The organism is Methylobacterium sp. AC690 (assembly GCF_979256535.1).
Genome location: NZ_CEEDOX010000001.1, coordinates 302520 through 326983, shown reverse-complemented (window position 1 = coordinate 326983; position 24464 = coordinate 302520). Strand labels below are relative to the sequence as shown.

Genomic DNA, 24464 nt, shown 5'->3' with positions numbered 1-24464 from the left:
GGGGAACACGATGAGCACGCATGCGGGCTACAAGGGACCGGCCGACTGCCCCGGAGTGATTCCGGTCTTCCCGCTGCCCGGTGCGCTGCTGTTGCCGCGCGGACAGATGCCGCTGAACATCTTCGAGCCGCGCTACCTCGCCATGATCGACGATGCCCTGCGCACGGACCGGATCATCGGCATGATCCAGCCCGACGTGGAAGCGGGGTCGTCGCCGATGACGCCGAAGCTCTTCCGCGTCGGATGCGCCGGGCGGATCACCCAGTTCGCCGAGACCGGTGACGGGCGCTACCTCATCTCGCTCACTGGCATCGCCCGGTTCCGGGTGGAGAGCGAACTCGCCACCACCACCCGCTACCGCCGCTGCCAGGTCTCCTACGACGACTTCGCCTCGGATTTCGAGGCGCGCGCGGGCGAGGAGGCGGTGGACCGCGAGGGCGTGCTCAAGGCCCTGCGCGACTTCGTCGAGGTCAACGACCTGAAGGTCGATTGGGCCGGCATCGAAGAGGCGCCCAACGAAGCGCTGGTCAACGCCCTCTGCATGATGAGTCCCTTCGGCGCCCGCGAGAAGCAGGCCATGCTGGAGGCGCCGGACCTCAAGACGCGGGCAGAGGTCTTGATTGCGGTGACCGAAATGGAGTTGGTGCGCGGGTCGGGCTCCGAGCCCACGCTGCAGTAGTTTTCTCCCGCGAAGGATACGCCCCAGATGGCCGATGACACCCCGAGCCCCGTCGAGGCCACCCGCGTCGACCCCAAGCTCCTCGAGCTCCTCGTCTGCCCGCTGACGAAGAACACCCTCGAGTACGATGCCGGCCGCCAGGAGCTGGTGAGCCGGTCCGCCCGACTCGCCTACCCGATCCGCGACGGCATCCCGATCATGCTGCCCGAAGAGGCGCGCGCGCTCACCGACTGATCGGCCCCGCCGGCATGACCGACCGCCCGACCGTCGCCATCGTCGCCACCGGCGGCACCATCGCGATGACGCACGATCCCGTCACGGGGGCCCCGGTCCCCGCCCTGACGGGGGCCGACCTCGCCGCCGCGGTGCCGCGGCTGTCGGACCTCGCGCGGATCGAGGTCGTGGAATTCGCCAACCTGCCGAGCGCCTATATGGGCCCCGACCTCTGGCCCGGCCTCAGCCGCACGGTCGCGGACCTGCTGGCGCGCTCGGACATTGCGGGCGCCATCGTCCTGCACGGCACCGACACCCTCGATCAGACCGCCTATTTCCTCGACCTGACGCTGGCGAGCGACAAGCCTGTGGTGATGGTGGGCGCCCAGCGCAACGCCTCCGAGGCGGATGCCGACGGTGCGCGCAACCTCCTGAACGCGGTCCGGCAGATCCTGGCCCAGGGCGCGCGCGAAGATCTGCGGGGGCTGGGCGTGACGGTGACGCTCAACCATAACATCAACGCCGCCCGCGAGGTGCGGAAGTCCCACACCAACAACGTCGAGACCTTCAAGTCCGGCGAGGCCGGCTTCCTCGGCCAGGTGGACGAGGACCGGGTCGTGTTCGCCCGCAAGTCCCTGCGGCGCCAGACCCTGCCGCTCCCCGCGCGGCTCGCCCGGGTCGAGCTCGTGGCGATGGCGGCCGGCACCGACGGGCGCCAGCTCCGTCACGCGGTGGCGGACGGGGCCGAGGGCGTGGTGATCGCCGCCTACGGCTTCGGCAACGTCAATGAGGCCCTCTACGACGCGGTGGTCGAGGCGATCGCGGCCGGCGTCACCATCGTGGTGGCGAGCCAGGTCCCGCATGGCCGGGCGCTGCCCGTCTACGGCTTCAAGGGCGGCGGCAGCACGCTGCGGGCGGCCGGGGCGGTCTTCGCCGACGACCTCTCGCCGGACAAGGCCCGGGTCCTGGCGCTGCTCGCCTTGCCGATCACGCGGGACCGCCAAGCATTGCAGGCGTATTACGACCGGTAACGCCAAGCTCCGGCATGGTCGTTCCCCATGGTCAGGGCCTGTTCAGACACGCTCGGCAATAAGTCTCATCAGTCGATTGCGGCGCTTGTCACAATCCTGCCGCTTCGGTGGGTATGCTCAGCGCACTCTCACCTGATCGTCTGCTTGAAAAGTCGGTGCGCCATCCTCTGGCCGCGGCGTGGGCGGACGCGATTTTATCGAAGGATGATGCATGTCCAAACTTGCGGTGGTTCTGGCGCTCGGAGCCGGCCTGTCCTCGCCCGCGATGATCCCGGCCGCCGCCCGTGACGGCGGAAACTTTAACGGGACTTGGTCGGTGGAACTCGTGACCGAGAGCGGCATGGTCTGCGACAGCCGCTACACCTACGGGGTCTCGGTGCAGGAGGGGCAGGTGCGCCTCACCTCCGCGGCGGCCGGCGCCACCCTGAACGGCCGCGTCGGGCCGGATGGCACGGTCGGCCTCAACGTCTCGAACGGCACGGCCTCGGGTGCGGTCTCGGGTCGCCTCCAGGCCCAGAGCGGCGGCGGCACCTGGAAGGTGTCCTCGCTGTGCTCGGGCCGCTGGACGGCCCGGCGTCACACCACCCGGACCGCCCAGGCGGACTAGCTTTCACAGGGCTGCACGGCCCCCGGGCTCGGAAACCCCAGGGGTACGCAACCACGCTACCACGTCTCACCCCTCCCCGCAGGGGGAGAGGGACGGGCCGGCCGGATACGTGTTCCGGCCGCCGGTTCAGGGCCTCAGGCGGCCGCGAGCCACTGGCGCGCTTCCTCGATATGGGCCCGGTCGAAGGTCTTGATCTGGGCCGGCGAGACCTTGCCGAAGGTGTCGGCGATCATCCGCAGCCAAGAGGCGTCGGTCACCAGGGCGACGTGGCTGACGCCCTTCATCATGGCGAGGCCGAAGCGCGGGTCCTTGAAGAACGCGGCCGGCTCCATGCCCTTGAAGTCGCGTACGTCTTCCAGGAGCTTGATCTTGCCGCCCTTGTCGAGGTCGGCCTGCATGGCGGAGATCACGGTGTTCATGTCGGCATCGGTGATCTGGCCGTCGACCACGATCTCGGCGACGCTCGAATCCGGCTTCTTGGTGTAGGTCAGCACGTGTGGCACTCCTCAGGGGGTCGAACGCTACCCAAGCGAACGTCGAGCCAGCGTTATAGGAAACTCTGCGGGTCCACGTCGATGGCGACCTTCACGTTGCCGCGAACCTTCGGGCCGCGCGCCAGCCACGCGCGCAGGTAGGTCTGCAGGTCGACGGTGCGCTCGGTCTTCACCAGCAGCCGGAAGCGGTAGCGACCGCGGATCAGCGCGAGCGGCGCCTCGGCCGGGCCGAGCACCATCACGCCCTCCGGCGGCTCGGCGGCCCGGGCCAGCGCCTGCCCGTGGGCCTCGGCCACCTCGCGTTCGTTCGCCGAGACGATGAGGGCGGCCAGACGCCCGAACGGCGGCAGGCCGGCGGCCTCGCGGGCGCCGATCTCCTCCTCGTAGAAGCGCTCGGAATCCCCCGAGAGCAGGGCCGCGATCACCGGGTGCTCCGGCTGGTAGGTCTGCAGCAGGGCGCGGCCCGGCTTCTCGCCGCGGCCGGCACGGCCGGTGACCTGCTGCAGCAGCTGGAAGGTGCGCTCGGCCGCCCGCGGGTCGCCGGACGTCAGGCCGATATCGGCGTCCAGGACGCCCACCAGGGTGAGGTGCGGGAAGTTGTGCCCCTTGGCCACGAGCTGCGTGCCGATGACGATGTCGCAGCCGCCCTCCGCCACGGTCTGGAGTTCGGCCCGCAGCCGCTCGGCCCCGCCGGGGAAGTCGCTCGACAGGACGATGACGCGCTTCTCCGGGAAGAGCTCGGCCACCTCCTCGGCGATGCGCTCCACCCCGGGGCCGCAGGGGGTGAGGTTGTCGAAGGTGCCGCATTCCGAGCAGGAATCCGGGCGCCGCTCGGCATAGCCGCACTGGTGGCAGACCAGCGCCCGGCGGAAGCGGTGCTCCACCAGCCAGGTCGAGCAGTTGCGGCACTGGTAGCGGTGGCCGCAGGCCCGGCACAGGGTCAGGGGCGCGTAGCCCCGCCGGTTGAGGAAGAGCAGGGCCTGGTCGCCCGAATCCACGGTCTCCCGCACGGCTGCGACCAGGGCCGGGGCGATGAAGCGCCCGCGCTCGGGCTTGTCGGCGCGCATGTCGATGGCGGCGATGTCGGGCAGGCGCCGGCCGCCGAAGCGCTCGGGCAGGGCGATGCGGCGGTAGCGGCCGCGCTCGGCATTGACCCGGGTCTCGATGGAGGGCGTCGCGGAGGCCAGCACCACCGGGCAGTTCTCGATCCGCCCGCGCACCACCGCCATGTCGCGGGCGTGGTAGTGCACCCCGTCCTCCTGCTTATAGGCGGCCTCGTGCTCCTCATCGACGACGATGAGGCCGAGATCGGCGAACGGCAGGAACAGGGCCGAGCGCGCGCCCACCACCACGGCGATCGCGCCGGCCGTGACCCCGGCCCGGATGCGCTCGCGGCGCTTGCCGCCCACCCCCGAGTGCCAGGCCGCCGGGCGGGCGCCGAAGCGGTCGGCGAAGCGATCGAGGAACTGCGCCGTGAGCGCGATTTCCGGCATCAGGATCAGGGCCTGGTGGCCGCGGCGGACGCAATCGGCCACCGCCTCGAAATACACCTCCGTCTTGCCCGAGCCGGTGACGCCCTCCAGCAACACGGTGGGGGCCTTCGCCTCGGCGCCCGGCGGCGCCACCTTGCCGTCCGCGCCGGCGGGCGTCGGCAGGGGATCGCCGATGGCGTCCGTGGCCGGTGGCGCGTCGGGCGCGGGGTTCATCAGGGCGACGAGTTCCCGCACTGCCGCCTCCTGCGCCTCCGAGAGGGGCACGCGGGCGTGGTCCGGGTCCGGCGGTACGGCGACGGGCTCGGGGGCCAGGGCCATCGCCTCGAGGGCACCGTCGTCGATGAGGCCGTCGACGACGCTCAGGGAAACGCCGGCCTCCTTGGCCAGCGCGCTCTTGCCCCGCATCGCCCCGTCGGCCGCCACCGCCAGCACTTTGGTGCGCGCCGCGGTCGGCCGGGAGGGGGCCTTGCCGGAGGCCCGGACACCGACCCGCACCGTCTCGGTCAGGGCTGCCTCGTCGGGCAGCCGCAGGGCCATGGCCAGCGCCGAGCCCTTCGGCGCCAGGGTGTAGCGGGCGAGCCAGTCGACGAGTTCGCGCAGCGCATCCGGCAGGGCCGGCACGTCGATCCGGCCGGTGACCGGGCGCAGGTTCGAGCCGCCGGGGCTCTGGCGCACGCCCCAGACCACCCCCACGGTCTCGCGCGGCCCGAGGGGGATCTGCACGACCTCGCCGACCGCGAGGTCGAGCCCGGCCGGCACGGCGTAGCTGTAGGCGCTGTCCAGCGCCAGCGGGATCAGGATCTCGGCGACGCAGGGCATCGGGCGGGGCTTTGACGGAACATAACCGGAATATAAGCATGCCGGAGGCAATCCGCGACCGCCGCGCAGTCGATCGTCGCCCGGAGGCGCTCCAGCATGGACCGACCCGAACCCCAGGCCTCCGGCATGGCCGGCGATCCGGCCCCCGAGGGCGTCCTGCTCCTGCACGGCCTCGCCCGGCGGGCCGCCTCCCTGGCCCGGATGGAGCATGCCCTCCGGGCCGGCGGGTTCGCGACGCTCAACCTCGATGATCCCTCCCGCAAGGCGGGACTCGGCGAACTGGCGGGCATCATCGGACCGCCCGCCGCCGCCTTCGCCGCCCGGACGCGGACCCTCCACGTGGTCACCCACTCGATGGGCGGGCTCCTCGCCCGGGCCTGGCTCAACGGAGGCCGGCCGGCCAATCTCGGACGGGTGGTGATGTTGGGGCCGCCGAACGGGGGCAGCGAGGTCGCCGACCGGCTCCACGCCCTGCGCGCCTACCGGCGCATCTTCGGCCCGGCCGGCGCCCAGTTGACCACCCGGCCGGACGAAAGCCTGCGCGGCCTCCTCGGCCCCGTCGACTATCCCCTCGGGATCATCGCGGGCGACCGCACGCTCTATCCCCTGGAATCCTGGCTGATGCTGCCGGGACCCGATGACGGCCGGGTCACCGTCGCACGCACGCGGGTCGCCGGGATGGCCGACCACATCACCTTGCACACCAGCCACGGCCTGATGATGCGCAACCCCGCCGTCATCGGCGAGACCCTGCGCTTCCTGCGCACCGGAGGGTTTTCGCCGTCCGCCCGCGGTGACACAAGGCGCGCATGAGCCTCGACGCGCCCCAGCCCGATTCCGTGCCGCCGCGCCTCGACCTGCGCGGGATCGGGCTGCGCTTCGGCGCGGTGCGGGCGCTCGCCGACGTCACGCTCCAGGTCCGGCCCGGCGAGATCCTGGCCCTGCTCGGCGATTCCGGCTGTGGCAAGAGCACGCTCCTGCGGGCCATCGCCGGGCTGGAGCAGCCGGAGACCGGCACGATCCGGCTCGATGGCGCCCTGGTGAGCGCGGACGGCCGCGGCGTCGCCCCCGAGGCGCGCGGCGTCGGGCTGATGTTCCAGGACTACGCGCTGTTCCCCCATCTCACGGTGGCCGAGAACGTCCGCTTCGGTCTCCATGCGAAATCCGCCGCCGAAGCCCGAACCCTGGCGCAGGCCCGGCTGGAGCAGGTCGGCCTCGCTGACCGGGCCGAGAGCTATCCCGGCACCCTCTCGGGCGGCGAGAGCCAGCGCGTCGCCCTGGCCCGTGCCCTGGCCCCGGGGCCGCGCGTCCTCCTCCTCGACGAGCCGTTCTCGAACCTCGACCGCCGCACCCGCGACCGGGTCCGCGACGACACCCTCGCGGTCCTGCGCGCCAGCGGCGCCACCGCGCTCCTCGTCACCCACGACCCCGAGGAGGCCTTGGGCTTCGCCGACCGCATCGCCCTGATGCGGCGGGGACGCATCGTGCAGGTCGGCACCGGGCCGGACCTGTATGACCGCCCCGCGACGCGCTTTGCCGCCCGCTTCTTCGGCGACCTCGTCGAGATCGGCGGGACCTGCCGCGGCGGCAGCGTGACGACGCCGTTCGGCCCGGTCCCCGCACCGGGCCACGCCGAGGGCGCCGCCGTCACCCTGTGCCTGCGCCCCGAGGTCATCCGCCTCGGGGCGCCGGAAGCGTCCCTCCGGGCCGTCGTGCGTGAGCGCCGCTTCCTCGGAGCGAGCGCCCTCCTGACCCTGTTGGCGGAGGGGTTGCCCGAGCCCCTGCGCCTGCCCGTACCGGCGGACGACCCGCACGGACCGGGGGATTCGGTCGGTTTGAGCCTGGACCGGGATCGCGGCTTTATTTTTGCCGACGAGACGGATTAAAACACAGGACCGGGTCGAACCTGAGTTCGGCTCAGGGCAATAGTTTCGAATTGTTTTAAGTCCAAAACATCGTGCTTGTCTTTTTCGCGCCGATGCTTCTGAACACCCGCCACGTTTCGACGGAAGGGTTTCGACTATGGCGGGTGGGATCAAGGCAATCGGATTCGCGGGCTTCGCGCTGGCGGCCCTGATCGGCACGGCGTCAGCGGCTGAGGTCAACCTCTACACCACCCGCGAGCCCGGCCTGATCCGGCCCCTGCTCGACGCCTTCACGGCCAAGAGCGGCGTCACCGTCAACACGGTGTTCGTCGAGAAGGGGCTCGCCGAGCGCGTGGCGGCCGAGGGCGCCCGCGCCAAGGCCGACGTGCTGATGACCGTGGATGTCGGCAACCTCATCGACCTCGTCGACCGCGACCTCGCCCAGCCGGTGCGCTCGGGCGTGCTGGAGGCGGCGGTGCCCGCCACCCTGCGCGACGCCGAGGGGCGCTGGTTCGCCCTCTCCATGCGGGCCCGGGTGCTCTACGCCGACAAGGACCTCGCCGACCTCAAGGCCATCACCTACGAGGGGCTGGCCGACCCGACCTGGAAGGGCGGTCTCTGCCTGCGCTCGGGCCAGCATCCCTACAACACGGCCCTCGTCGCCCATTATCTCGTCAAGCACGGCCCGGAAAAGACCGAGGCCTGGCTGCGGGCGCTGAAGGCCAACCTCGCCCGCAAGCCCGCCGGCGGCGACCGGGACGTCGCCCGCGACATCCTGGCCGAGACCTGCAAGATCGGCCTCGGCAATTCCTACTATGTCGGCCTGATGCGCTCCGGCCGCGGCGGCCCCGAGCAGCAGAAGTGGGGCGAGGGCATCAAGGTGGTGATGCCGACCTTCGCGGGCGGCGGCACCCACGTGAACATCTCCGGCGCGGTGGTGGCCAGGAACGCCCCCAACCGCGACGCGGCGGTCAAGCTCCTCGAGTACCTCGTCTCCGACGAGGCCCAGGCACTCTACGCCAAGGCCGATTACGAGTACCCGGTGAAGGCCGGCGCGCCGATCGACCCGCTCCTCACCGCCCTCGGGCCCCTGACCCTCGATTCCGTGCCGCTCGTCGAGATTGCCCGCAACCGCAAGGCGGCGAGCCTGCTCCTCGACACCGTCGGCTTCGACAACTGAGGGGAAGGCTCTCTTCTCCGCAGCCCGTGCGCCACCGCCTGGCCTCCTTGCAGAGGTCAGGATGGCGTCGGGGGTTCGCCGGGAGATCCGCCGCACTCCCATCGAGCCGGACGAAGCCCGAGGCCACAGGATCCGCATGACCGGGGCCGTCCCCGCCCTCCCGCTCACCGGCCGACCCCGCGGTCTCGCCTGGGGCGCCGCCGCCCTGGTGCTCTGCGCCGTGGTGCTGAGCCCGGTCTTCGCCCTCGTGATCGCGGCGGGCGAAGGGACCGGAGCGGGGGCGGGCGGGACCGCCTTCTGGCCGCACCTCGTCGCCCACGTGCTGCCCCAGGCCCTGCGCGACACCGTCCTGCTGCTCGCCGGGGTCGGCGTCCTGGTGGTGGTGCTCGGGGTGGGCTCCGCCTGGCTCGTGGCCGCCTACGACTTTCCCGGCCGGCGCCTGCTGGAGGCCGGGCTGCTCCTGCCGATGGCGGTGCCGACCTACATCGTCGCCTTCGCGTATCTCGACCTGATGCACCCGATCGGCCCGGTACAGACGACCCTGCGTGGCCTCCTCGGCTATGCCCGCCCGCGCGATTTCGTGCTGCCGGAGATCCGCTCGCTGCCCGGCTGCATCCTGCTCCTCGGCTTCGTGCTCTATCCCTACGTCTACCTGCCGACCCGGGCGCTGTTCCTGATGCAGGCCGCCAACCTGATCGAGGCGGCGCGGATGCTCGGGCGCCGGCCCTCCGCCGCCTTCCTGCGGGTCGCCCTGCCGATGGCGCGCCCGGCCATCGCCCTGGGCGCGAGCCTCGCCCTGATGGAAGCCCTGAACGACATCGGCGCGGCGGAATTCCTCGGGGTGCGCACCCTCACGGTCCAGGTCTACGCCACCTGGGTGAACCGCTCGGATCTCGCCGGCGCGGCCCAGATCGCCCTCGTCATGCTGGTGGCGGTCGTCGCCCTGGTGGCCCTGGAGCGCTGGGCCCGGGCCGGGCGCGGGTTCTCGAGCGGCGCTCAGCGCCCGCGCCACCTCGCCCGGCAGCGGCTGCGGGGCCTGCGTGCCGCGGCTGCCCTGGCCCTCGGCCTCGTGCCCGTAGCCGTCGGCTTCGCGATTCCCGCGACCTACCTCGTGCAAGCCGCCCTGCGTCGGGTCTGGCGCAGCGACCTGCCGGAGACGATCCTGCCGGAGATCGGCCATACCCTGCTGTATGCCGGCGCCGCGACCGTGATCGCCGCCGCCCTCGGCTTCGTGGTGGCAGCGGGGCCGCGCCTCATCGCCCGCCGCTGGGGCGAGGCGCTGATCCGGGTGGCGAGCCTCGGCTACGCGCTCCCCGGCGCGATCCTGGCCATCGGCCTCCTCGGCCCCCTGGCCTGGGCCGACGCCACCCTGTCGGCGGGGACGATGCAGCTCTTCGGGGTCGCCCCGGCCCTGATCGGCCTCGGCACCGGCGGCGCGCTCGTCACCGCCTACCTCGTGCGTTTCCTGGCGGTCAGCATCGGCACCTGCGAGGCCGGGCTCGGCCGGGTGCCCCGCAGCCTTCCGGATGTCGGGCGAATGCTGGGGCGGGGACCGGGCGCGATCCTGTGGCGGATCCAACTGCCCCTGGCCTGGCCGGCGGTGCTCAGCGGCGCGCTGCTGGTCTTCGTGGACTGCGTCAAGGAACTGCCCGCGACCCTGCTGCTGCGTCCCCTCAACGTCGAGACCCTGGCGACCCACCTCTACGGCGAGGCCGCGCGCGGCACCTACGAGGACGGGACGGTGGCGGCCCTCCTCATCGTCGCCGTCGGGCTCGTGCCGGTGGTGATCCTGCTCCGGCTCGGAACCCCGCGCAGCGAAGCCGGCGCAGAACCTGCCGATCAGCGCTTGACGGGGCCGCGCCCCTCGCCCTAGAAGGCCCTCGGTCCGGGTGCGTAGCTCAGCGGGAGAGCATTCGCTTCACACGCGAAGGGTCACAGGTTCGATCCCTGTCGCGCCCACCATTTCCCTCGAAGCCTCCCCGCCGCTTCGACGACCTTCCTCGAGACAGCACGACGAGCACGAGGCCGCCGACCATCGGGAGGCCGCCGACGATGCGCCCGAGTCCCGCCCTGTGCCGGGCGAAGCCGAGCCATCCCTGATGGTCGCGCAGCGTCGAGGTCACGATGGCCCCGGCAGGTCGAGTGCCGGGTTGGCGCCCGTCACGGCGCAAGCTGCGACTGTCGTGGCGCGACAGGCCCGGATCGGCCCTGGTCCGGGGACGACAACCGGGGCGGGGAACGACGCTTTCAGCGCCCGCGACGTTCCTGCGCAGGCACGCGGTCCGGGTCTGCTCGGGCCTCTCAGGCGATCGCGGCGGCCTCGGCCTTCGGAGCCCCCACCGGGCGGCGGGGCGCGACCAGCAGGACGAGGGCGCCGGCCGCCATGCAGACGATCGATCCGGCCAGCACGCCGACCTTGGTCTCGGCCTCGAGTTCGGGGCTGCCGGCAAAGGCCAGGAGGCCGATGAACAGGCTCATGGTGAAGCCGATGCCGCAGAGCAGCGAGACGCCGTAGACCTGCATCCAGCCGGCCCCTGCCGGCCGTTGGGCGAGCCCGAGCTTCACCGCCGCCAGGACGAAGCCGAACACGCCGAGTTGCTTGCCGACGACCAGACCGAGGGCGACCCCGAGGGTCACGGGGTCGAGCAGCATCGTGGGCGTGAAGCCCGCCAGCGACACGCCCGCATTGGCGAAACCGAAGATCGGCAGGATCAGGTAGGCCGACCAGGGATGGAGCGCGTGTTCCAGCCGGTGCAGGGGCGAGGTCGGATCGTCCGGCCGGCCGATGCTGAGCCGCAGGGGAATCGTCAGCGCCAGGAGTACGCCCGCCACCGTGGCGTGCACCCCGGATTTCAGGACGAAGACCCACAGCACCGCGCCGAGGACGAGGTAGGGGGCGAGGCGGCTGATGCCGGCACGGTTCAGGCCGTAGAGCACCGCCAGGGTCGCGGCCGCTCCGCCCAGCATCGGCAGGGACAGGTCCGCGGTGTAGAACAACGCGATGATGAGCACGGCGCCGAGGTCGTCGATGATCGCCAGGGCGGTGAGGAACACCTTGAGGGAGACCGGCACCCGGGAGCCCAGCAGGGCCAGGATGCCGAGGGCGAAGGCAATGTCGGTGGCGGCGGGAATCGCCCAGCCACGGACGGTCTCCGGCGAGTGCCGGTTCACCGCCACGTAGACCAGGGCCGGCGCCGCCATGCCGCCGAGGGCCGCGAGGCCGGGCAGGATCCGGTCCGGCCAGGTCCGCAGGCGCCCATCCAGCATCTCGCGCTTGATCTCGAGACCGACGAGCAGGAAGAACAGCGCCATCAGGGCGTCGTTGATCCAGTGCAGTACGCTCAAGCCCCCAACCTTGGTCTGCAGAACCGCGAAGTAGCGCTCCGCCAGGGGAGAATTCGCCACCACGAGGGCGAGCACCGCGCTCGCCATCAGGACGAGGCCGCCGCCGGCCTCGGAGGTGAGCATCGACCGGAAGGCCGAGAGCGGCCGGCGGAGCGGGGCAGGGGCTTGCATGGGCCTTCCCTTACAAGACCTGCGCGGGGACACAACTTTTGGGTGGGAACCCAGCGCGGGGCGTGTCACGCCTCCCCAGCGGGGACGCATCGGCGCCCCGGTCCCCATGCGTCGGGGTTTCATGCCGCGCGGACACGCCGGATTCCCGAAGAGTTGCTCGTGCCACGTTCCTCCGCGCCAGGCGTCCCGGGCCACGTCTCCGGGGAACGGGTATCGACGTGTCGATCCCCGGCGCTTGTCCTGGTCCCGGTGCCCGAAGACAGGTCCGCTCGGAACGCGCGTCGCTGGTCCGCAATCCTTCGGGATGTGGAACCCTGCCAAGTCGCGCCACGGCGTTTACCACGGGGCGCGAAGAACCTTGTCGAACCGGGTGTCACCTGCAATCCCTGCAGGGCCCTCGATGGTCGGGGCGCAACACCGACTGTCGCCATGCGCCGCCTGCACAGCATCGACTCGATCCGTGGTCTGGCCGCCCTGGCGGTCATCTACGCCCATACGGTCGAGTTCGGCCTGAAGACGCAGCTCGGTCCGTTTCCCCTCGAGCGCGCCGTCCTGTCGGGGCTGACCGAGTACGTCGATGTCGGGAAGATCGCCGTGACGTTGTTCTTCGCGGTGTCGGGCTTCGTGGTGCCCTTCTCGCTGTTCAAGGCGGGAGACCGGCCGATCCTGGCCTTCGCCGTGTCGCGGCTCTTCCGCCTGTATCCCGCCTACTGGCTCTCGATCCCCTGCGGGCTGCTGGTCCTGTTCGTCTGGGCGGGCCGTGACATTCCCGCCGTCCTCGTGCCCGCCAACATCACGATGCTGCAGCAGTTCCTCGGCGTGGAGAACATCATCGCCCTGTACTGGACCCTGCAGATCGAGCTGATCTTCTACGGCCTCTGCGTCGGGCTCTTCGTCCTCGGGCGTCTCGACGATGCCGTCGGCGTGGTGCTGTCGGCCCTGGCCCTGATCGCGGCCGCCCTCGGCCTCGCCGCCCTGCGCTTCGGTCTCGAGCGGAAATTCCCGGTGGCCGTTCCCCTGTCCCTGGCGGTGATGTTCTGGGGACTGTGCCTGCGCTACCACGTCCTCGAGCGCCGGCCGGGCTGGGGCGTCGCGCTCACCGTCGTCACCGGGGCGCTCGTCTGTGCGATCCCGCTGGTGTCCGTGCTCGCCTATGGGCGCGACATGGGCTTTCACGAGAACTGGCTGAAATACCTCGTCACCTATTGGGCCGCGATGGCGCTGTTCGCCCTGCTGTCCCAGCGGCTGCGCATCGAGGGGCGGCTGTTCACCTACCTGGGCGCCATCAGTTACTCGATCTACCTGTTCGGGCCGGTGGTCCAGGGGGTGCTCGAGCACGCGCTGGCCGGGTACGCGTCGGTCGTTCCGATCCACCTGTTCGCGGCCGCCACGGCGCTCGCGACCGTCGCGGTCGCGGCGCTAGTCTATCGCTGGATCGAGGCGCCGGCCATCGCGCTGGGCCGCCACGTCATCCGTCGCCACCTCCTGCCGGTCTCCGGCGCGGGGCGGGACGCGCACGCCCCGGCCGCCCCGATGGTCGGCCGCTCCGAGATCTGAGCCGGCCGCCGGGGCGACGCGGCAAGGCCCTCGGCCCTGTCCGCTAGGGGGCCGATCCCTCAGCCTCCGGGGAAACGTTCGCATCGGGGAACCATGCCCTTCGTGATGGCGTCCGGCCGGTCCGACGCCTCATCTCAGGCATGCGAATAAGACAGGTCGTAGATATCCGCGACCTCCGCGTTCCACGCGACCTGGGCAGGGCCCGTTCGCCGGACGATGCATCCGCTGAGGAGGTAAGTCGGCCCGAGGCTCATCTGCTGGAAGTTCGAATCGTTGATGTAGTCCGGTACGATGGAGGCAGGATAGCGATACTGTGCATCCACGACCTCGAACCCGGTATGGGCGTTGAAGATGCCCCGCCAACTCTCCTTCGAGAATCGGAAGAAGTCCCAGGGCTCCTCGTGCAGGGGCCACGCGGCGTGCGAGATGACGAGCCCCAGGGCACCCTGACGAAGCACCTTGTTCATCTCCAACGCCACTTTCCACGGCATGAGGAGATGTTCGAACACCGCCATCGAGAACGCGAAATCGAAGGTTCGATCGACGCGCCGACTGAGATGATGCGCATCGCAGACGGCGTCGACATTCGGCCCGTCCGTGATGTCGATTCCGAGGTGCTCGATGTCGGCCGGGAACCAGGAACGATAGCTGACGCCGCTGCGCGCTCGACTGCCGATTTCCAGCATGCTTCCCCGACGCTCGGCAACTTCCCCGCGGAAGCGATCAACCATCACTTGGAAAAGCCTGTCCCCAGGATTGGAGAACCCTCCCGATGGGTCTTTCAAGATGAAGCCTTCGCTGAACCGCAGCGTGAACTTCGACCGGTCGACGTGCAGGTGGGGAACGATCGCAACGAGGACGAAGCCCCAATTGACTGCGTCGGGTCCGAATACCGTTGTAAGGTCTGGCCGCGGGACGGTCTGATGCTCTGTCCTCAGTCGCTCGCCGTCGTAATACAGTTCCGGTTCAAAGCTATTGGCCCAGCCCTCGGCATAGAGGCATCGTCCGACGACCGCGAATTTGTCCAGGTAGCCGTGATAGTCCATGGTGCTTCAGTCCACTTGGCAGAATCACGATACCGCCACGGCGGCTTGATCCCGGGCGACCATGAACCCGTCCGCGAGCTTGTACAACCAGTGCCTGGTAATCGATCATCGTGCGATCCCAAAGGTTGCGTGAGCGATGGTGCCTTGGCTCGAAAACCGGGTCCCCTCATGCGTCCGGTCGAGGACGTGCGGAGCATCAGGGGCCCGTCACCGTCGATCGATGCTGTTTTGCCCGATCGGCGTGGGCCGCAGAGAGAGGCTTCCGGATCTTGTCCGTCCGCTCCGGTCCTGTCATGGACCCCGCGACCGCATGACGGGCGGTCTCCCGTCCATCCCGCCGCCGTCAGGACCGAATCGCCATGCCGCACGTGACCGTGAAGATGTACCCGGGCAAGACCGACGCGCAGAAGGCGGAGATGGCCGAGGCCATCGCGGCGGCCCTGATGGCCAGTGCCGGCACCGCCGAGCGGGCGATCTCAGTGTCGATCGAGGACGTGGCCCAGGCGGACTGGGAGGCGCAGGTCTACCGGCCCGAGATCGTCGGCCGGCCCGAGACCCTGTTCAAGAAGCCGGGCTATACCCTGCCCTGAGCCCCGGTCCTCAGCCCTTCAATCCCTGGAAGGGGCGCAGCAGCCAGGCGAGGCGGCCGGCATCGTCGTCCTGGACGTCCCGCGCAGGCCGGTCGTCCGACGGCTCGGGCGCCTTCGGTGCACTGGCATCCTGCATGATCTGATCGAGGGGGGAGGGCAACTCGGCGCCGTACTCGTTCAGGAGCAGGGCCGCGTCGAGCAGGAAGCGGATCTGGTCGTCCGGGACGGGACGGCCCTGGATCTGGGCGTCGAGCACGGTCCGCGCGAAGAGGGCGGCCAGCCGTGACAGCTCGGGCAGCCGGTCGGTGGGCGCCGCGGCCCGGATCGATGACGCTGAAGCGGCACTCACCCGCAATCTCCCTGTCTGGATCGCGCGACCTCGGCGCGCCTCGCGTATGTCGGACCCTGTATACCGCGCGTTTCTCACCAGTTCGTTGAGTTCCGACGGCGGCATTGCCGCGGGTTCCAGCGACGACGCTCCGAGCGCGGACCGGTGCCGAGGCCGAGACCCAGTTGAAACGGGGGCGGGCCGTGTCAGGTCTCGCCGATCATCTCGCGCAAAGTTGCACCGAGACTGGCCGGCACGTTCGGCTTGAGCACGAATGCCGCGCCCTCCGGCAGCGGGCCGGAGCTGGGATCCGAATGGCCCGACATCAGGATCACCGCGAGGCCGGGTCTCCGCGCGCGGGCGCGCTGCGCCAGTTCCCAGCCGTCGATCCCGCCGGGCACGTGCGCGTCGGTGACGAGTCCGGCCGCGTCCGGGGTCGCCTCCAGCAGGCGGAGGGCCTCGTCGGTCGTCTCAGTCGCCCTGACGGCAAAGCCCGCCGCGTCGAGGAGCCCCGCGATGACCCGGCGCTGGTCCTGCTCCTCCTCCACCAGGATGATGATGGCGCGATGATCGCCGGTGTGCATCGTCGAGTCTCCAGGCCGCGGGTCCTGGCTCAACGCCGGGGGCGCGGGCCTTGTTCAGGGCCGTGCAGCGCCCGGCCGGGCCCGCGATCGGAGACGCGTTCTAGCCGCCGCCGGGATCGGTCTCGCCGTCCGGCTGGGCACCGCCCTTCGGCCCCTGGCCGGGCTTGCCGTCGGTCTTCTCATTGGGATCCATCACCGCGTCGGGCGCCGTGTTGGCTGGCTTGTCCTTGGGCGGATCCTTGTCGTCGGAGCCTGTCATCGCGTCATTCCTTGGGATTGGCCTTGGAGCTGGCCTCGGGGTTGGCTTGGGGCGAACGGGGCCGGTCGGACTGTCCGTCGGAGGAGCCGCCGGCCGGGGTGGGATTGCGTCCCTTCGGCGCGCCGTCCCAGGCGGCGTTGCGGGCCGTATCCGTCTCGCCGCCGGGACCTTGCCGGGTGATCGCGGCCTGATCGGCCGACTGACCCCCGCCGGCGACGGCCGGGTCGCCCGGCTTGCCGACATCGGAATCGGGCTTGCGCGTGCCCACGATGGGAATGTGATCGTTCGGCATGTCTACTCCCCCGCATCCTGGCCGTTGGGCGCGGTGGCGCGGTCGAGGGCTTCGAGGGTCGCACTCGAAGCTTCCGACTTCCGCGCGGCCGCGCCGATCGCCTCCAGGCTCGCGGGCTGCGTTTCCCCGCCCTGCACCGCCTGTCCGGATCCGGAGGCCGCGCCCTGCGCGGGCGTCCCGCCGTTGCTGTCGGCGTCGCTGTCCTTCGGCGCACTGGCGGCGCGCGGCTCGTCGGTCATGATGTCCTCCTGATGTTGGAGGCTCAACCCGGCGCCGGCCCCGAGGTTGCTTCGCTCCAGGTGGCCCGCGCCTCGCGAAGGCGAGCCCGATCGGTGGCGAGGGGCAGCGCCGCCTCGGCGCGCAGGAGCGCCAAGTCGGCCTGAGCGTCGGCGGCCGCCCGGACGGCCGGACTTCCGAGATCCGCGAGGGCGGCGAGGGCCTTCTGCAGCCGCAGGCCGATCGTCACGTCCGACGCGCCGTCGCGGGCAATGGGATCGAAGGCATCCGCCAGAAGGTCGTCGGCGCTGAGGCCGGGCACGCGCAGGTGCGGATAGATCCGCGCCTCGGGCGCAGCGGCGCAGCGCGCGTCCCAGAGGCCGAGCACGCGGACCAGGGTGCCGATGACGTCGACGGCGGTTCCGGGATCGTTCACCGCCGGAGACAGCGCGCGCTGGGCCACCTCGGCGAGGACGATGAGGCCGAAGCGCGGATCGTCGTCGAAGCTGCGCCGGTCGCCGACGACGAAGGCCGCGGCGATCCGGTCCCGCAGGGCGGCGTCGACGGTTCCGTCGACCTCCGCCAGGAGTCGCTTGGGGTGGACGAACGTGCCCGGCAGGGCCGCAAGGTGGAGGGTGAGGCCGTGCGCCTCGGCCAGGGCGTCGAGGCGGGCGGCATCGACGTGCTGGACGTAGCCCGTTTCCGCGGCGGCGATCCGGGCCGCGCCGGGCGGCGCCGGCTGCCAGGGCAGGCCGCCGAGATAGGGGGCCTCGGTGCGCCGCCGCACGGCCTCGCCGGCCGCCGCCGCGATGGCGTCGATGGTCTCGCCGACCCGGCCGAGATGCGACAGAGTGTCGATCCAGCGAACCAGCGTCGCCACCACGCTGACGAGAACCAGCAGGGTCAGCCCGAACAGGATCACCCGTCCCTGGCTGCCGTAGAAATGGGTCTTGAGGGCGATCAGGCCGACGACGCTGTAGACGAAGGCGCCGATGAAGCTGGCGACGGCCGTCTGCGCACGGGTGTCGCGCATCAGCAGGGTCACGGCGCGGGGCGTCACGGTGTTGGTGGCCCCGCCATAGGCCTGCACGATGGTGGAGAGCGAGAACGTCGCCACCGGCAGCATGCTGGTCGCCAGGACGGAGAGGATCTGGTCGACGGCGTCGGCCCCGATCGAGGCGCCGAGGTCCGCCGGCACCATCGGGGCCAGGACGGCCGAAACCAGGGCGGCCGCGACGCCGCCGACGCTGAAGGCGCCGACGCGGATGACGGGGCGCCGCCCCCAGCGGCGGAGGGCGTAGAGGGCGGTGGACATGATGGCGGCTCTCGGGCCGAGCCTCGCGGGTCAAGGCTCGCGAGCCGGATACGCGACGTTCGGGCGATCCGGGAGCGAGGCCCGGACCGCCCGCGCGGGTCTCAGAGGCCGTCGAAGAGGGCCGAGGAGATGTAGCGCTCGGCGAAGGAGCAGGCGACGGTGACGATGCGCTTGCCGCGGAAATCGGGGCGTGCGGCGAGCTTCAGGGCCGCGGCCACGTTGCCGCCGGTGGAGATGCCGCCCGGAATGCCCTCGAGGCGCGAGAGCTGACGCGAGGTGTCGAAGGCCTCCTGGTTCGAGACCGTGATGACCTCGTCGATGATCGCCTTGTCGAGGTTGTCGGGGATGAAGCCGGCACCGATGCCCTGGATCTTGTGGGGGCCGGGCTGGCCGCCGGAGATGACCGGCGAATCGGTCGGCTCCACGGCGACGATCTTCAGGCCGGGCAGGCGCGGCTTCAGCACCGAGCCGACACCCGTGATGGTGCCGCCCGTGCCGACGCCGGCCACGAAGGCGTCGAGGTGGCCCTGGGTGTCGTTCCAGATCTCCTCGGCCGTCGTCCTGCGGTGGATCTCGGGGTTGGCGGGGTTCGAGAACTGCTGGGGCATGATCGCGCCCGGGATCTCGTTGAGGAGTTCCTCGGCCTTGGCGATCGCGCCCTTCATGCCCTGCGGGCCGGGGGTCAGGGCGAGCTCGGCGCCGAGGAAGGCCAGCATCTTGCGGCGCTCCAGGGACATGGTCTCGGGCATCACCAGGATGAGGCGGTAGCCGCGCGCGGCCGCCACGAAGGCGAGGGCGATGCCGGTGTTGCCGGAGGTCGGCTCCACCAGCGTGCCGCCGGGCTTCAGCTTGCCGGAGGCCTCGAGGGCGTCGATCATGTTGACGCCGATGCGGTCCTTCACGCTCGCGATCGGGTTGAAGAACTCGAGCTTGAGCAGGATCTCGGCGTCGACGCCGTGTTCCTTGGTGATCCGGTTGAGACGGACCAGGGGCGTGTTGCCGATGGTCTCGGTGATCGAGCCGAAGATGTGGCCGTGGCCCGGCGTGCGGGTCGAGGCGGGGCTCTGGGACTCGGCCATAGGTCTCTCCTGAACAGCGTGAGGATTGCGTCCCGGAGGCCGGCGCAACGGCGCGCCGAAGTTTGCCTGGAACGAACTCAGGGCCGGGAGATATCGTGTCGTTTCTGTCGAGGCAATCGACAAAGACCCGAGGTCAAAGACAATCCTTCTCCGTCGGCAACGAAGCTGCCGACTTGGAGTAGTCTTCACCTGCGGCGGTGCGGAAATGGAGAAGTTATTTCTTCCGCCGACGGTCCAGCGGCCTCTGCCGGGATCAGTGCGTCAACAGGGCGGCGCAGAGCATCACCATGGTGGCGACGACCGGGCTGGCGGTGGCGATCATCGCGGCGCCCGCATGGAGCCCCTGGGGCCACGTGTAGCGGGTCTCCTCGCGCAGGCCGGGCCGGAGGCCGTTGCTGCCGGTGGTCCATTCCACCCTGGTACCCATCGCGTTCTCCCCACCCGCCGAACCACTCGGCGGCCGGGATCAGGAGGCACGGTGCGGCTTGAAGGGCGGGTAAATCCGCGGTCGCGACCGCGGATCGTCGTCAATGGAAGCTTAAAACCGACGGAGGGGTCACCGTGGCAAGGCTCAGAGCGCGCGGTCGAAGCGCAGCTCGCCCTTCTGGCTCTTGATCACCAGCTGGGACCCGACCAGGTCCCACTGCCCGGCGGTGCGCAGGGCGATGAAGAAGTCCTGCTCGCTGGCGCCGAGGCCCTTGTCGCAGGGCTTCTTCGTCAGGGCGAGCGGGCCGACCGCGAGGTGCTGCTCCTTGAGCGGGAAGGCGGTGGCCGCGAAGGTGTTGCAGCCGCCGTAGCCGCGGGCCCGGTACTGCTTGTCGATGGTGAAGCTCGGCCGGTCGTTGCCGCCGAAGGGCTTGCCGTTCAGGCTCACCGCCGTCCAGGTGGCGTCGAGGGGAAAGATCTTTTCCTGGGGCTTGGCCGCCGGAACGTACTGTTTCTTCTCGGGCTTCTCGCGGCCCTCGCGGCCGAAGCCCGTGACGTTGTTCCCCATCTGGGCGGTCGCCGCCGTGGTCATGGCTCCCGTCACGGTCCCGGCCGCGATGGCGCCGGCCACCATGGCGATTCGGATCGCTCTCATCGTCTGGCCCCCTTTCAAGCGCGCTTCGCGTCGCGTCGAACGTTGCAACCCCGCCGGCCCGTCTCGGCGCTCGGCGCGGGTGATGCGCACGGAACCGCTCGGAACAGGACGGGCCCTGCGGCCAATCGGATAAGATTCCAGCACAAATATGGTCAAGACCGCCCGCACGGGATTCGACGGGATGCCGCCGCGATCCCCCGCTAACCGTCTCCGGACCGGTTTCCATTGAACGAACCGCCCGTGGTCCCGTTGTCCGGCAGAACGTAGAGCAGGGAGTTGATGCGGTGACGGGATCGGACGAAGGAACCCCAAGCGGCCTGCAGCCCGAGGCCTCGGGCCCGAACACCATCACCCCGGCGCAGTCGCGGGCGGCCCGCGCCCTCCTGAACTGGTCGGAGGCCGATCTCGCGGGCCGGCTCGGGCTCGGGGCGGATTTCGTGCGCGACTTCGAATCGGGCGGCCGGGAGCAGCCGTCCGGACAGATCGAGGCCCTGCGCAGCGCGCTGATGACCCACGGCGTGGTGTTCAGCCGGGACGGTGGGTCGGACGGGGTCCGCCTGAGCGGGCAGGGGCGCGACGAGGGCACGCGGCTGGGCGCCCTCAACACCGAGAACGACCGCTAGGCCTGAGCCCGCTGCGGTCGCCGGGCCGGAGACTAGGCACCCTTGGCGAGCGCCTTCAGGTCCCGGGCCGGATCGGCGGCGGCCTCCGGCGTCAGCGGCAGCCCGAGGCTCAGGATGCGCCGGGCCGCCATGTGGTCGGCCGGCCGGTCCACCGTCTCGACGCCGCTCAGGCGGCCGTCGCGGAAGCGGAACACGGACAGGCCGCCCGCGGTGGGACGGACGACGCTGGCATCGTCGGGCCGGGTCAGGCCGGCGATCTGCAGCTTGTGCGGGCCCTGGTCGCTCCAGAACCAGGGCACGGCCGCGTAGGCGGTCGGGCGCCCGGTGAGCCGGGCGGCGAGGCACCGGCCCTGATCCACGGCGTTCTGCACCGATTCGATGCGTAGCGCCTGCCCGTCCGCGAAGCGGCTCGGCACGCGGGCGCAGTCGCCCAGGGCCGAGATCGCCGGATCGGAGGTCGCCAGGAAGGGGTCGGCGTGGATGCCGTCGCCGACGGCGAGGCCCGCCGCCTCGGCGAGGTCCTGGTTCGGAACGACGCCGATGCCGACGAGGACGAGATCGGCGTCGATCGCCGATCCGTCGGCGAGCCGGACCCGCGCCACGCGGCCCGCCTCGCCCTCCAGCGCCTGCACCCCGGCCCCGAACGCGAAGCGGACACCGGCGCCTCGGTGCGCCTGCGTGAAGAAGGCGGCGGTCTCGGCCGAGACCGCCCGCGCCATGGGCCGGTCCGCGGCCTCGATCACCGTCACGGGGAGGCCGGACCCGGCGCAGATGCCGGCAAATTCCAGCCCGATGAAGCCGGCGCCCACGATGGCGATGGCGCGCGCCGCCCCGCGGGCCGCCTTCAGCGCGTCGGCGTCGGCCAGCGAGCGCAGCTGGTACACCCCTGCGAGGTCGTGGCCCGGCACCGGCAGCGTCCGGTTGCGCGCGCCGGTGGCCAGGACGAGATGGTCGTAGGCGAGGCTGCCGCCGTCGCTGAGGCGCACCTGCCGGGCCGCCCGGTCGATCGCCGTGGCGGCGACGCCGGATCGCCGCGCGATGCGATGTTCGTCGAAGTAGGAAGCGGGCCGCAGGCAGAGGCCGACCGCATCGGTCTTGCCGGCGAGGTAGGCCTTCGACAGGGGCGGCCGCTGATAGGGCAGGCCCTCGTCGCCCAGGAGCGTGACGGGATCGGCGAAGCCCGCCTCGCGCAGGGAGGCCGCGACCTGGAAGCCGGCCTGGCCGGCGCCGACGATGACGACACCGGCCGCGCTCATGCCTCGAACTCCGCGGTGACGGGGGAGGGGTTCGGCGACAGCCGGAGCTGGGGCAGCCAGCGCCCGCCATCCTTGGCGATGTAGTCCCAGAACGCCGCGGCCGCCGGCCCCAGCACCTTGTCGGCCCGGCGCACCGCGTACCAGTCGCGCCGGATCGGCAGGCCCTGGACGTCGAGGACCGCGAGGCGCCCGCTCTCGAGCTCGGCCGCCACCGTGTGGGCGGAGATCAGGGCGATGCCGAGCCCGGCCATCACCGCCTGCTTGATGGTCTCGTTCGAGCCGGAATCGATGCCGAGCCGCGCGCGCTTGATCATCACTCCCGCCATGAATTCCTCGAACACCGTGCGCGTGCCCGAGCCCTCCTCGCGGACCAGGAAGGATTCCTGGGCGAGCTCGGCCCGGGTCAGGCCGGTGCGGCCCACGAGGGGGTGATGCGGGCCGGCGATGATCACGATGGGGTGCGGACCGAAGATTTCGGCCTCGATGGCGAAATCGCGGGGCGGACGTCCCATGATGGCGAAATCGATCTCGTAGTTGCGCAGCGCCTCGACCATGTTGCCCCGGTTTCCCACCGTGAGGTTGATCTCCACCGCCGGGTGCAGCCCGACGAACCCGGCGATCACGCCCGGGGCGAAGTACTTGGCCGTGGAGACCACGCCCATCGCCACGCGACCGCTGCTGCCGCCCTTCAGGGTTTCCAGGCGGTCGGCACAGGTCTCCAGCACCGTGTTGATGCTGTTGATCGCCCAGAGCATTTCGCGGCCCGCATCCGTGGGTTTCAACCCGGTGGGCGTCCGGTCGAACAGCATGAGGCCCGCCTCCTCCTCCAATTGGCGGATCCGGGCGTAGAGCGCGGCCGAGGTGACGTTGAGCTCCTGCGCGGCGCGCGTCATGGTGCCGAGGCGGGCGACGGCGGCGACCGCCTGGAGCTGCTTGAGAGAGAGGTTGCGCATCAGGCTTTTCTAGTTTTTTTGGAATCGCTCGCAAGTTTTTTCAGAATTCTTTCGGTGATACCATGGGGACCTGCGCGGCATGGATGCGCCGGGGGCACTGGTGCCCGCGGGGGCACTCGTGCCAAGGGCAGGAAGCGATGGCGCGCCGATCCTGCACGGCGCCCCGACCCGAGCCGTCGAGGTCGGGCAGGGCGAACCGTCGGGACGGCAAGGCAGCCGGGGCGGCCGGCGGCCGAGACAACCGAGCCGGCCGGGCAACCAAGTTGGCCGGGCAACCGAGTCGGCCGGATTCCCGGCCAGGAATGGAAGAAGGACGGACATTCATGTCGACGGTGTCTCTGGAGTTCGGGTCCACCCTCGCGGACTGCCTCGCGAAGACGGTCGCGGCCGATGGGCGGCTCGCCGACGCGGCGGCCGTGATCGCGGCCTGCGCCGAGGCGGCGGTCGATGTCAGCGAGGTGATCGGCCGGGGCATGCTCGGCGGTGCCGACCTCGCCGCCACCGGCGACCACAACAGCGACGGCGACGTCCAGAAGGCCCTCGACGTTCTCGCGCACGAGCGCTTCACGGAAGCCCTGCGCGGCGCGCCCGTGGCGGTGGTGGCCTCCGAGGAGGCCGAGGGCATGATGCAGCTCAATCCGGGCGCGCCCCTGGCCGTGGCGATCGATCCCCTCGACGGCTCGTCGAACATCGGCGTGAACATGGCGGTGGGCTCGATCTTCGGCATCCGTCCCGTCGTGGCCGGCGCGGCGGACTCGATCGCCTCCTTCACCAGCCCGGGCTCCGAGCAGATCGCCGCCGGCTTCGTCACCTACGGACCCGCCACCTCCCTGGTGGTCACCCTCGGCCACGGCACCCAGATCTACACCCTGGACCGGGCCGAGCGGACCTTCCGCCTCACGCATCCGCGCATCGAGGTGGTGGCCACGGCCAAGGAATACGCGATCAACGCCTCGAATGCCCGGAACTGGGACGGCCCGGTGAAGGCCTATATCGAGGATTGCCTGCGCGGCTCGGAGGGGCCCCTCGACAAGGACTTCAACATGCGCTGGCTCGGCTCGCTGGTGGCGGACGCCCAGCGCGTGCTCCTGCGCGGCGGCGTGTTCCTCTATCCCGGCGACAACCGGAAGGGCTACGCGCAGGGTCGCCTGCGCCTGCTCTACGAGGCCGCGCCCATCGCCATGCTGATGGAGCAGGCGGGGGCCGGGGCCATCGACGGCGAGCGTCGGATCCTCGACATCGGCGCCACCGGCATCCACGAGCGCGTACCGCTGATCTTCGGCTCGCTCGACGAGGTCGCCTGCGTGGCCAAGTACTACGATGGCCGCAACGCCGCCGCCGGCCGCTCGCCCCTGTTCGGGCAGCGCGGCCTGATGCGCAGCTAGCGC

The 24464-nt window shown here is 71.0% G+C and carries 27 protein-coding genes and 1 tRNA gene; 13 read left to right on the top strand and 15 right to left on the bottom strand.

What is annotated here, in order from left to right; all coding sequences use genetic code 11:
- Positions 1-10 precede the first annotated feature (10 nt).
- The 4 genes from AC0IY1_RS01595 to AC0IY1_RS01580 all read left to right on the top strand — a co-directional run bounded on the left by AC0IY1_RS01595 (position 11) and on the right by AC0IY1_RS01580 (position 2530).
- Entirely contained in the window at positions 11-679 is a 669-nt protein-coding gene (locus tag AC0IY1_RS01595) for an LON peptidase substrate-binding domain-containing protein (RefSeq protein WP_055947193.1), read from the top strand.
- Between the two features lie 27 nt (positions 680-706).
- Positions 707-913, top strand: coding sequence for a Trm112 family protein (locus AC0IY1_RS01590; RefSeq protein WP_055947195.1), 207 nt, complete (start codon positions 707-709; stop codon positions 911-913).
- Positions 914-927: 14 nt separating this feature from the next.
- Positions 928-1923: an asparaginase gene (locus AC0IY1_RS01585; protein ID WP_471767206.1), complete on the top strand. Its 996-nt coding sequence runs from the start codon at positions 928-930 to the stop codon at positions 1921-1923.
- A gap of 211 nt (positions 1924-2134) precedes the next feature.
- Positions 2135-2530, top strand: coding sequence for a hypothetical protein (locus tag AC0IY1_RS01580; protein WP_103708292.1), 396 nt, complete (start codon positions 2135-2137; stop codon positions 2528-2530).
- Between the two features lie 134 nt (positions 2531-2664).
- Here AC0IY1_RS01580 and AC0IY1_RS01575 read toward each other — a convergent pair whose 3' ends face one another.
- Positions 2665-3024, bottom strand: coding sequence for a SpoIIAA family protein (locus AC0IY1_RS01575; RefSeq protein ID WP_055947200.1), 360 nt, complete (start codon positions 3022-3024; stop codon positions 2665-2667).
- Between the two features lie 53 nt (positions 3025-3077).
- On the bottom strand, positions 3078-5336 hold the full coding sequence (locus AC0IY1_RS01570) for a primosomal protein N' (RefSeq protein ID WP_471767204.1): 2259 nt from the start codon (positions 5334-5336) through the stop codon (positions 3078-3080).
- A 96-nt stretch (positions 5337-5432) separates the two neighbouring features.
- Here AC0IY1_RS01570 and AC0IY1_RS01565 point away from each other — a divergent pair, with 96 nt between their 5' ends.
- The 5 genes from AC0IY1_RS01565 to AC0IY1_RS01545 all read left to right on the top strand — a co-directional run bounded on the left by AC0IY1_RS01565 (position 5433) and on the right by AC0IY1_RS01545 (position 10343).
- Entirely contained in the window at positions 5433-6149 is a 717-nt protein-coding gene (locus AC0IY1_RS01565; protein ID WP_471767201.1) for an alpha/beta hydrolase, read from the top strand.
- A complete protein-coding gene (locus AC0IY1_RS01560) occupies positions 6146-7222 on the top strand; it encodes an ABC transporter ATP-binding protein (RefSeq protein WP_471767199.1) in 1077 nt (358 codons plus the stop codon). Before AC0IY1_RS01565 ends, AC0IY1_RS01560 begins: the two co-directional genes overlap by 4 nt.
- A gap of 136 nt (positions 7223-7358) precedes the next feature.
- Positions 7359-8381, top strand: a complete 1023-nt coding sequence (locus AC0IY1_RS01555) for an extracellular solute-binding protein (RefSeq protein ID WP_471767196.1) — start codon at positions 7359-7361, stop codon at positions 8379-8381.
- A gap of 136 nt (positions 8382-8517) precedes the next feature.
- Positions 8518-10254, top strand: a complete 1737-nt coding sequence (locus tag AC0IY1_RS01550) for an ABC transporter permease (protein WP_471767193.1) — start codon at positions 8518-8520, stop codon at positions 10252-10254.
- Between the two features lie 14 nt (positions 10255-10268).
- Positions 10269-10343, top strand: a tRNA-Val gene (locus AC0IY1_RS01545).
- A gap of 339 nt (positions 10344-10682) precedes the next feature.
- Here the strand turns inward: AC0IY1_RS01545 and nhaA are convergent.
- Positions 10683-11897, bottom strand: coding sequence for a Na+/H+ antiporter NhaA (gene nhaA / locus AC0IY1_RS01540; protein ID WP_471767190.1), 1215 nt, complete (start codon positions 11895-11897; stop codon positions 10683-10685).
- Between the two features lie 429 nt (positions 11898-12326).
- Between nhaA and AC0IY1_RS01535 the strand changes: the two genes are divergently transcribed.
- The gene (locus tag AC0IY1_RS01535) at positions 12327-13454 is read left to right on the top strand and encodes an acyltransferase family protein (protein WP_471767188.1); all 1128 of its coding nucleotides are present in this window, start codon (positions 12327-12329) and stop codon (positions 13452-13454) included.
- 134 nt (positions 13455-13588) lie between these two features.
- On the opposite strand, the gene AC0IY1_RS01530 is transcribed toward AC0IY1_RS01535, so the two are convergent.
- On the bottom strand, positions 13589-14500 hold the full coding sequence (locus tag AC0IY1_RS01530) for a methyltransferase domain-containing protein (RefSeq protein WP_471767187.1): 912 nt from the start codon (positions 14498-14500) through the stop codon (positions 13589-13591).
- A gap of 359 nt (positions 14501-14859) precedes the next feature.
- Between AC0IY1_RS01530 and AC0IY1_RS01525 the strand changes: the two genes are divergently transcribed.
- On the top strand, positions 14860-15090 hold the full coding sequence (locus AC0IY1_RS01525) for a tautomerase family protein (protein ID WP_055947216.1): 231 nt from the start codon (positions 14860-14862) through the stop codon (positions 15088-15090).
- 10 nt (positions 15091-15100) lie between these two features.
- Here the strand turns inward: AC0IY1_RS01525 and AC0IY1_RS01520 are convergent, their stop codons facing one another.
- The 9 genes from AC0IY1_RS01520 to AC0IY1_RS01480 all read right to left on the bottom strand — a co-directional run bounded on the left by AC0IY1_RS01520 (position 15101) and on the right by AC0IY1_RS01480 (position 20244).
- On the bottom strand, positions 15101-15439 hold the full coding sequence (locus AC0IY1_RS01520; protein ID WP_471767185.1) for a hypothetical protein: 339 nt from the start codon (positions 15437-15439) through the stop codon (positions 15101-15103).
- Positions 15440-15624: 185 nt separating this feature from the next.
- Positions 15625-16002 (bottom strand): response regulator, encoded by a 378-nt coding sequence (locus AC0IY1_RS01515; RefSeq protein WP_103708300.1) that lies wholly within the window; start codon positions 16000-16002, stop codon positions 15625-15627.
- A gap of 100 nt (positions 16003-16102) precedes the next feature.
- Positions 16103-16261, bottom strand: a complete 159-nt coding sequence (locus AC0IY1_RS01510) for a hypothetical protein (RefSeq protein WP_181017225.1) — start codon at positions 16259-16261, stop codon at positions 16103-16105.
- A gap of 4 nt (positions 16262-16265) precedes the next feature.
- Positions 16266-16553 (bottom strand): hypothetical protein, encoded by a 288-nt coding sequence (locus AC0IY1_RS01505; RefSeq protein ID WP_471767182.1) that lies wholly within the window; start codon positions 16551-16553, stop codon positions 16266-16268.
- 2 nt (positions 16554-16555) lie between these two features.
- A complete protein-coding gene (locus AC0IY1_RS01500) occupies positions 16556-16792 on the bottom strand; it encodes a hypothetical protein (protein ID WP_471767180.1) in 237 nt (78 codons plus the stop codon).
- A gap of 23 nt (positions 16793-16815) precedes the next feature.
- A complete protein-coding gene (locus AC0IY1_RS01495) occupies positions 16816-18084 on the bottom strand; it encodes a DUF2254 domain-containing protein (RefSeq protein ID WP_471767178.1) in 1269 nt (422 codons plus the stop codon).
- A gap of 101 nt (positions 18085-18185) precedes the next feature.
- On the bottom strand, positions 18186-19163 hold the full coding sequence (cysK, locus tag AC0IY1_RS01490) for a cysteine synthase A (protein ID WP_055947225.1): 978 nt from the start codon (positions 19161-19163) through the stop codon (positions 18186-18188).
- 253 nt (positions 19164-19416) lie between these two features.
- Complete coding sequence (locus AC0IY1_RS01485; RefSeq protein WP_156375514.1) at positions 19417-19590, bottom strand: hypothetical protein; 174 nt, start codon at positions 19588-19590, stop codon at positions 19417-19419.
- Between the two features lie 144 nt (positions 19591-19734).
- Entirely contained in the window at positions 19735-20244 is a 510-nt protein-coding gene (locus AC0IY1_RS01480; RefSeq protein WP_055947227.1) for an META domain-containing protein, read from the bottom strand.
- A 284-nt stretch (positions 20245-20528) separates the two neighbouring features.
- Between AC0IY1_RS01480 and AC0IY1_RS01475 the strand changes: the two genes are divergently transcribed.
- Positions 20529-20867, top strand: a complete 339-nt coding sequence (locus AC0IY1_RS01475) for a helix-turn-helix domain-containing protein (protein WP_055947229.1) — start codon at positions 20529-20531, stop codon at positions 20865-20867.
- A gap of 32 nt (positions 20868-20899) precedes the next feature.
- Here the strand turns inward: AC0IY1_RS01475 and AC0IY1_RS01470 are convergent, their stop codons facing one another.
- Both AC0IY1_RS01470 and AC0IY1_RS01465 read right to left on the bottom strand, forming a co-directional pair.
- Complete coding sequence (locus AC0IY1_RS01470; protein ID WP_471767174.1) at positions 20900-22123, bottom strand: NAD(P)/FAD-dependent oxidoreductase; 1224 nt, start codon at positions 22121-22123, stop codon at positions 20900-20902.
- Positions 22120-23076 carry a LysR family transcriptional regulator gene (locus AC0IY1_RS01465; RefSeq protein WP_055947232.1) on the bottom strand — a complete coding sequence of 319 codons (957 nt, stop codon included), beginning with the start codon at positions 23074-23076 and terminating at the stop codon, positions 22120-22122. The genes AC0IY1_RS01470 and AC0IY1_RS01465 overlap by 4 nt, the downstream gene beginning before the upstream one ends.
- A gap of 323 nt (positions 23077-23399) precedes the next feature.
- On the opposite strand from AC0IY1_RS01465, the gene AC0IY1_RS01460 reads away from it, so the two are divergent.
- Entirely contained in the window at positions 23400-24461 is a 1062-nt protein-coding gene (locus tag AC0IY1_RS01460) for a class 1 fructose-bisphosphatase (protein WP_181017226.1), read from the top strand.
- Positions 24462-24464 lie beyond the last annotated feature (3 nt).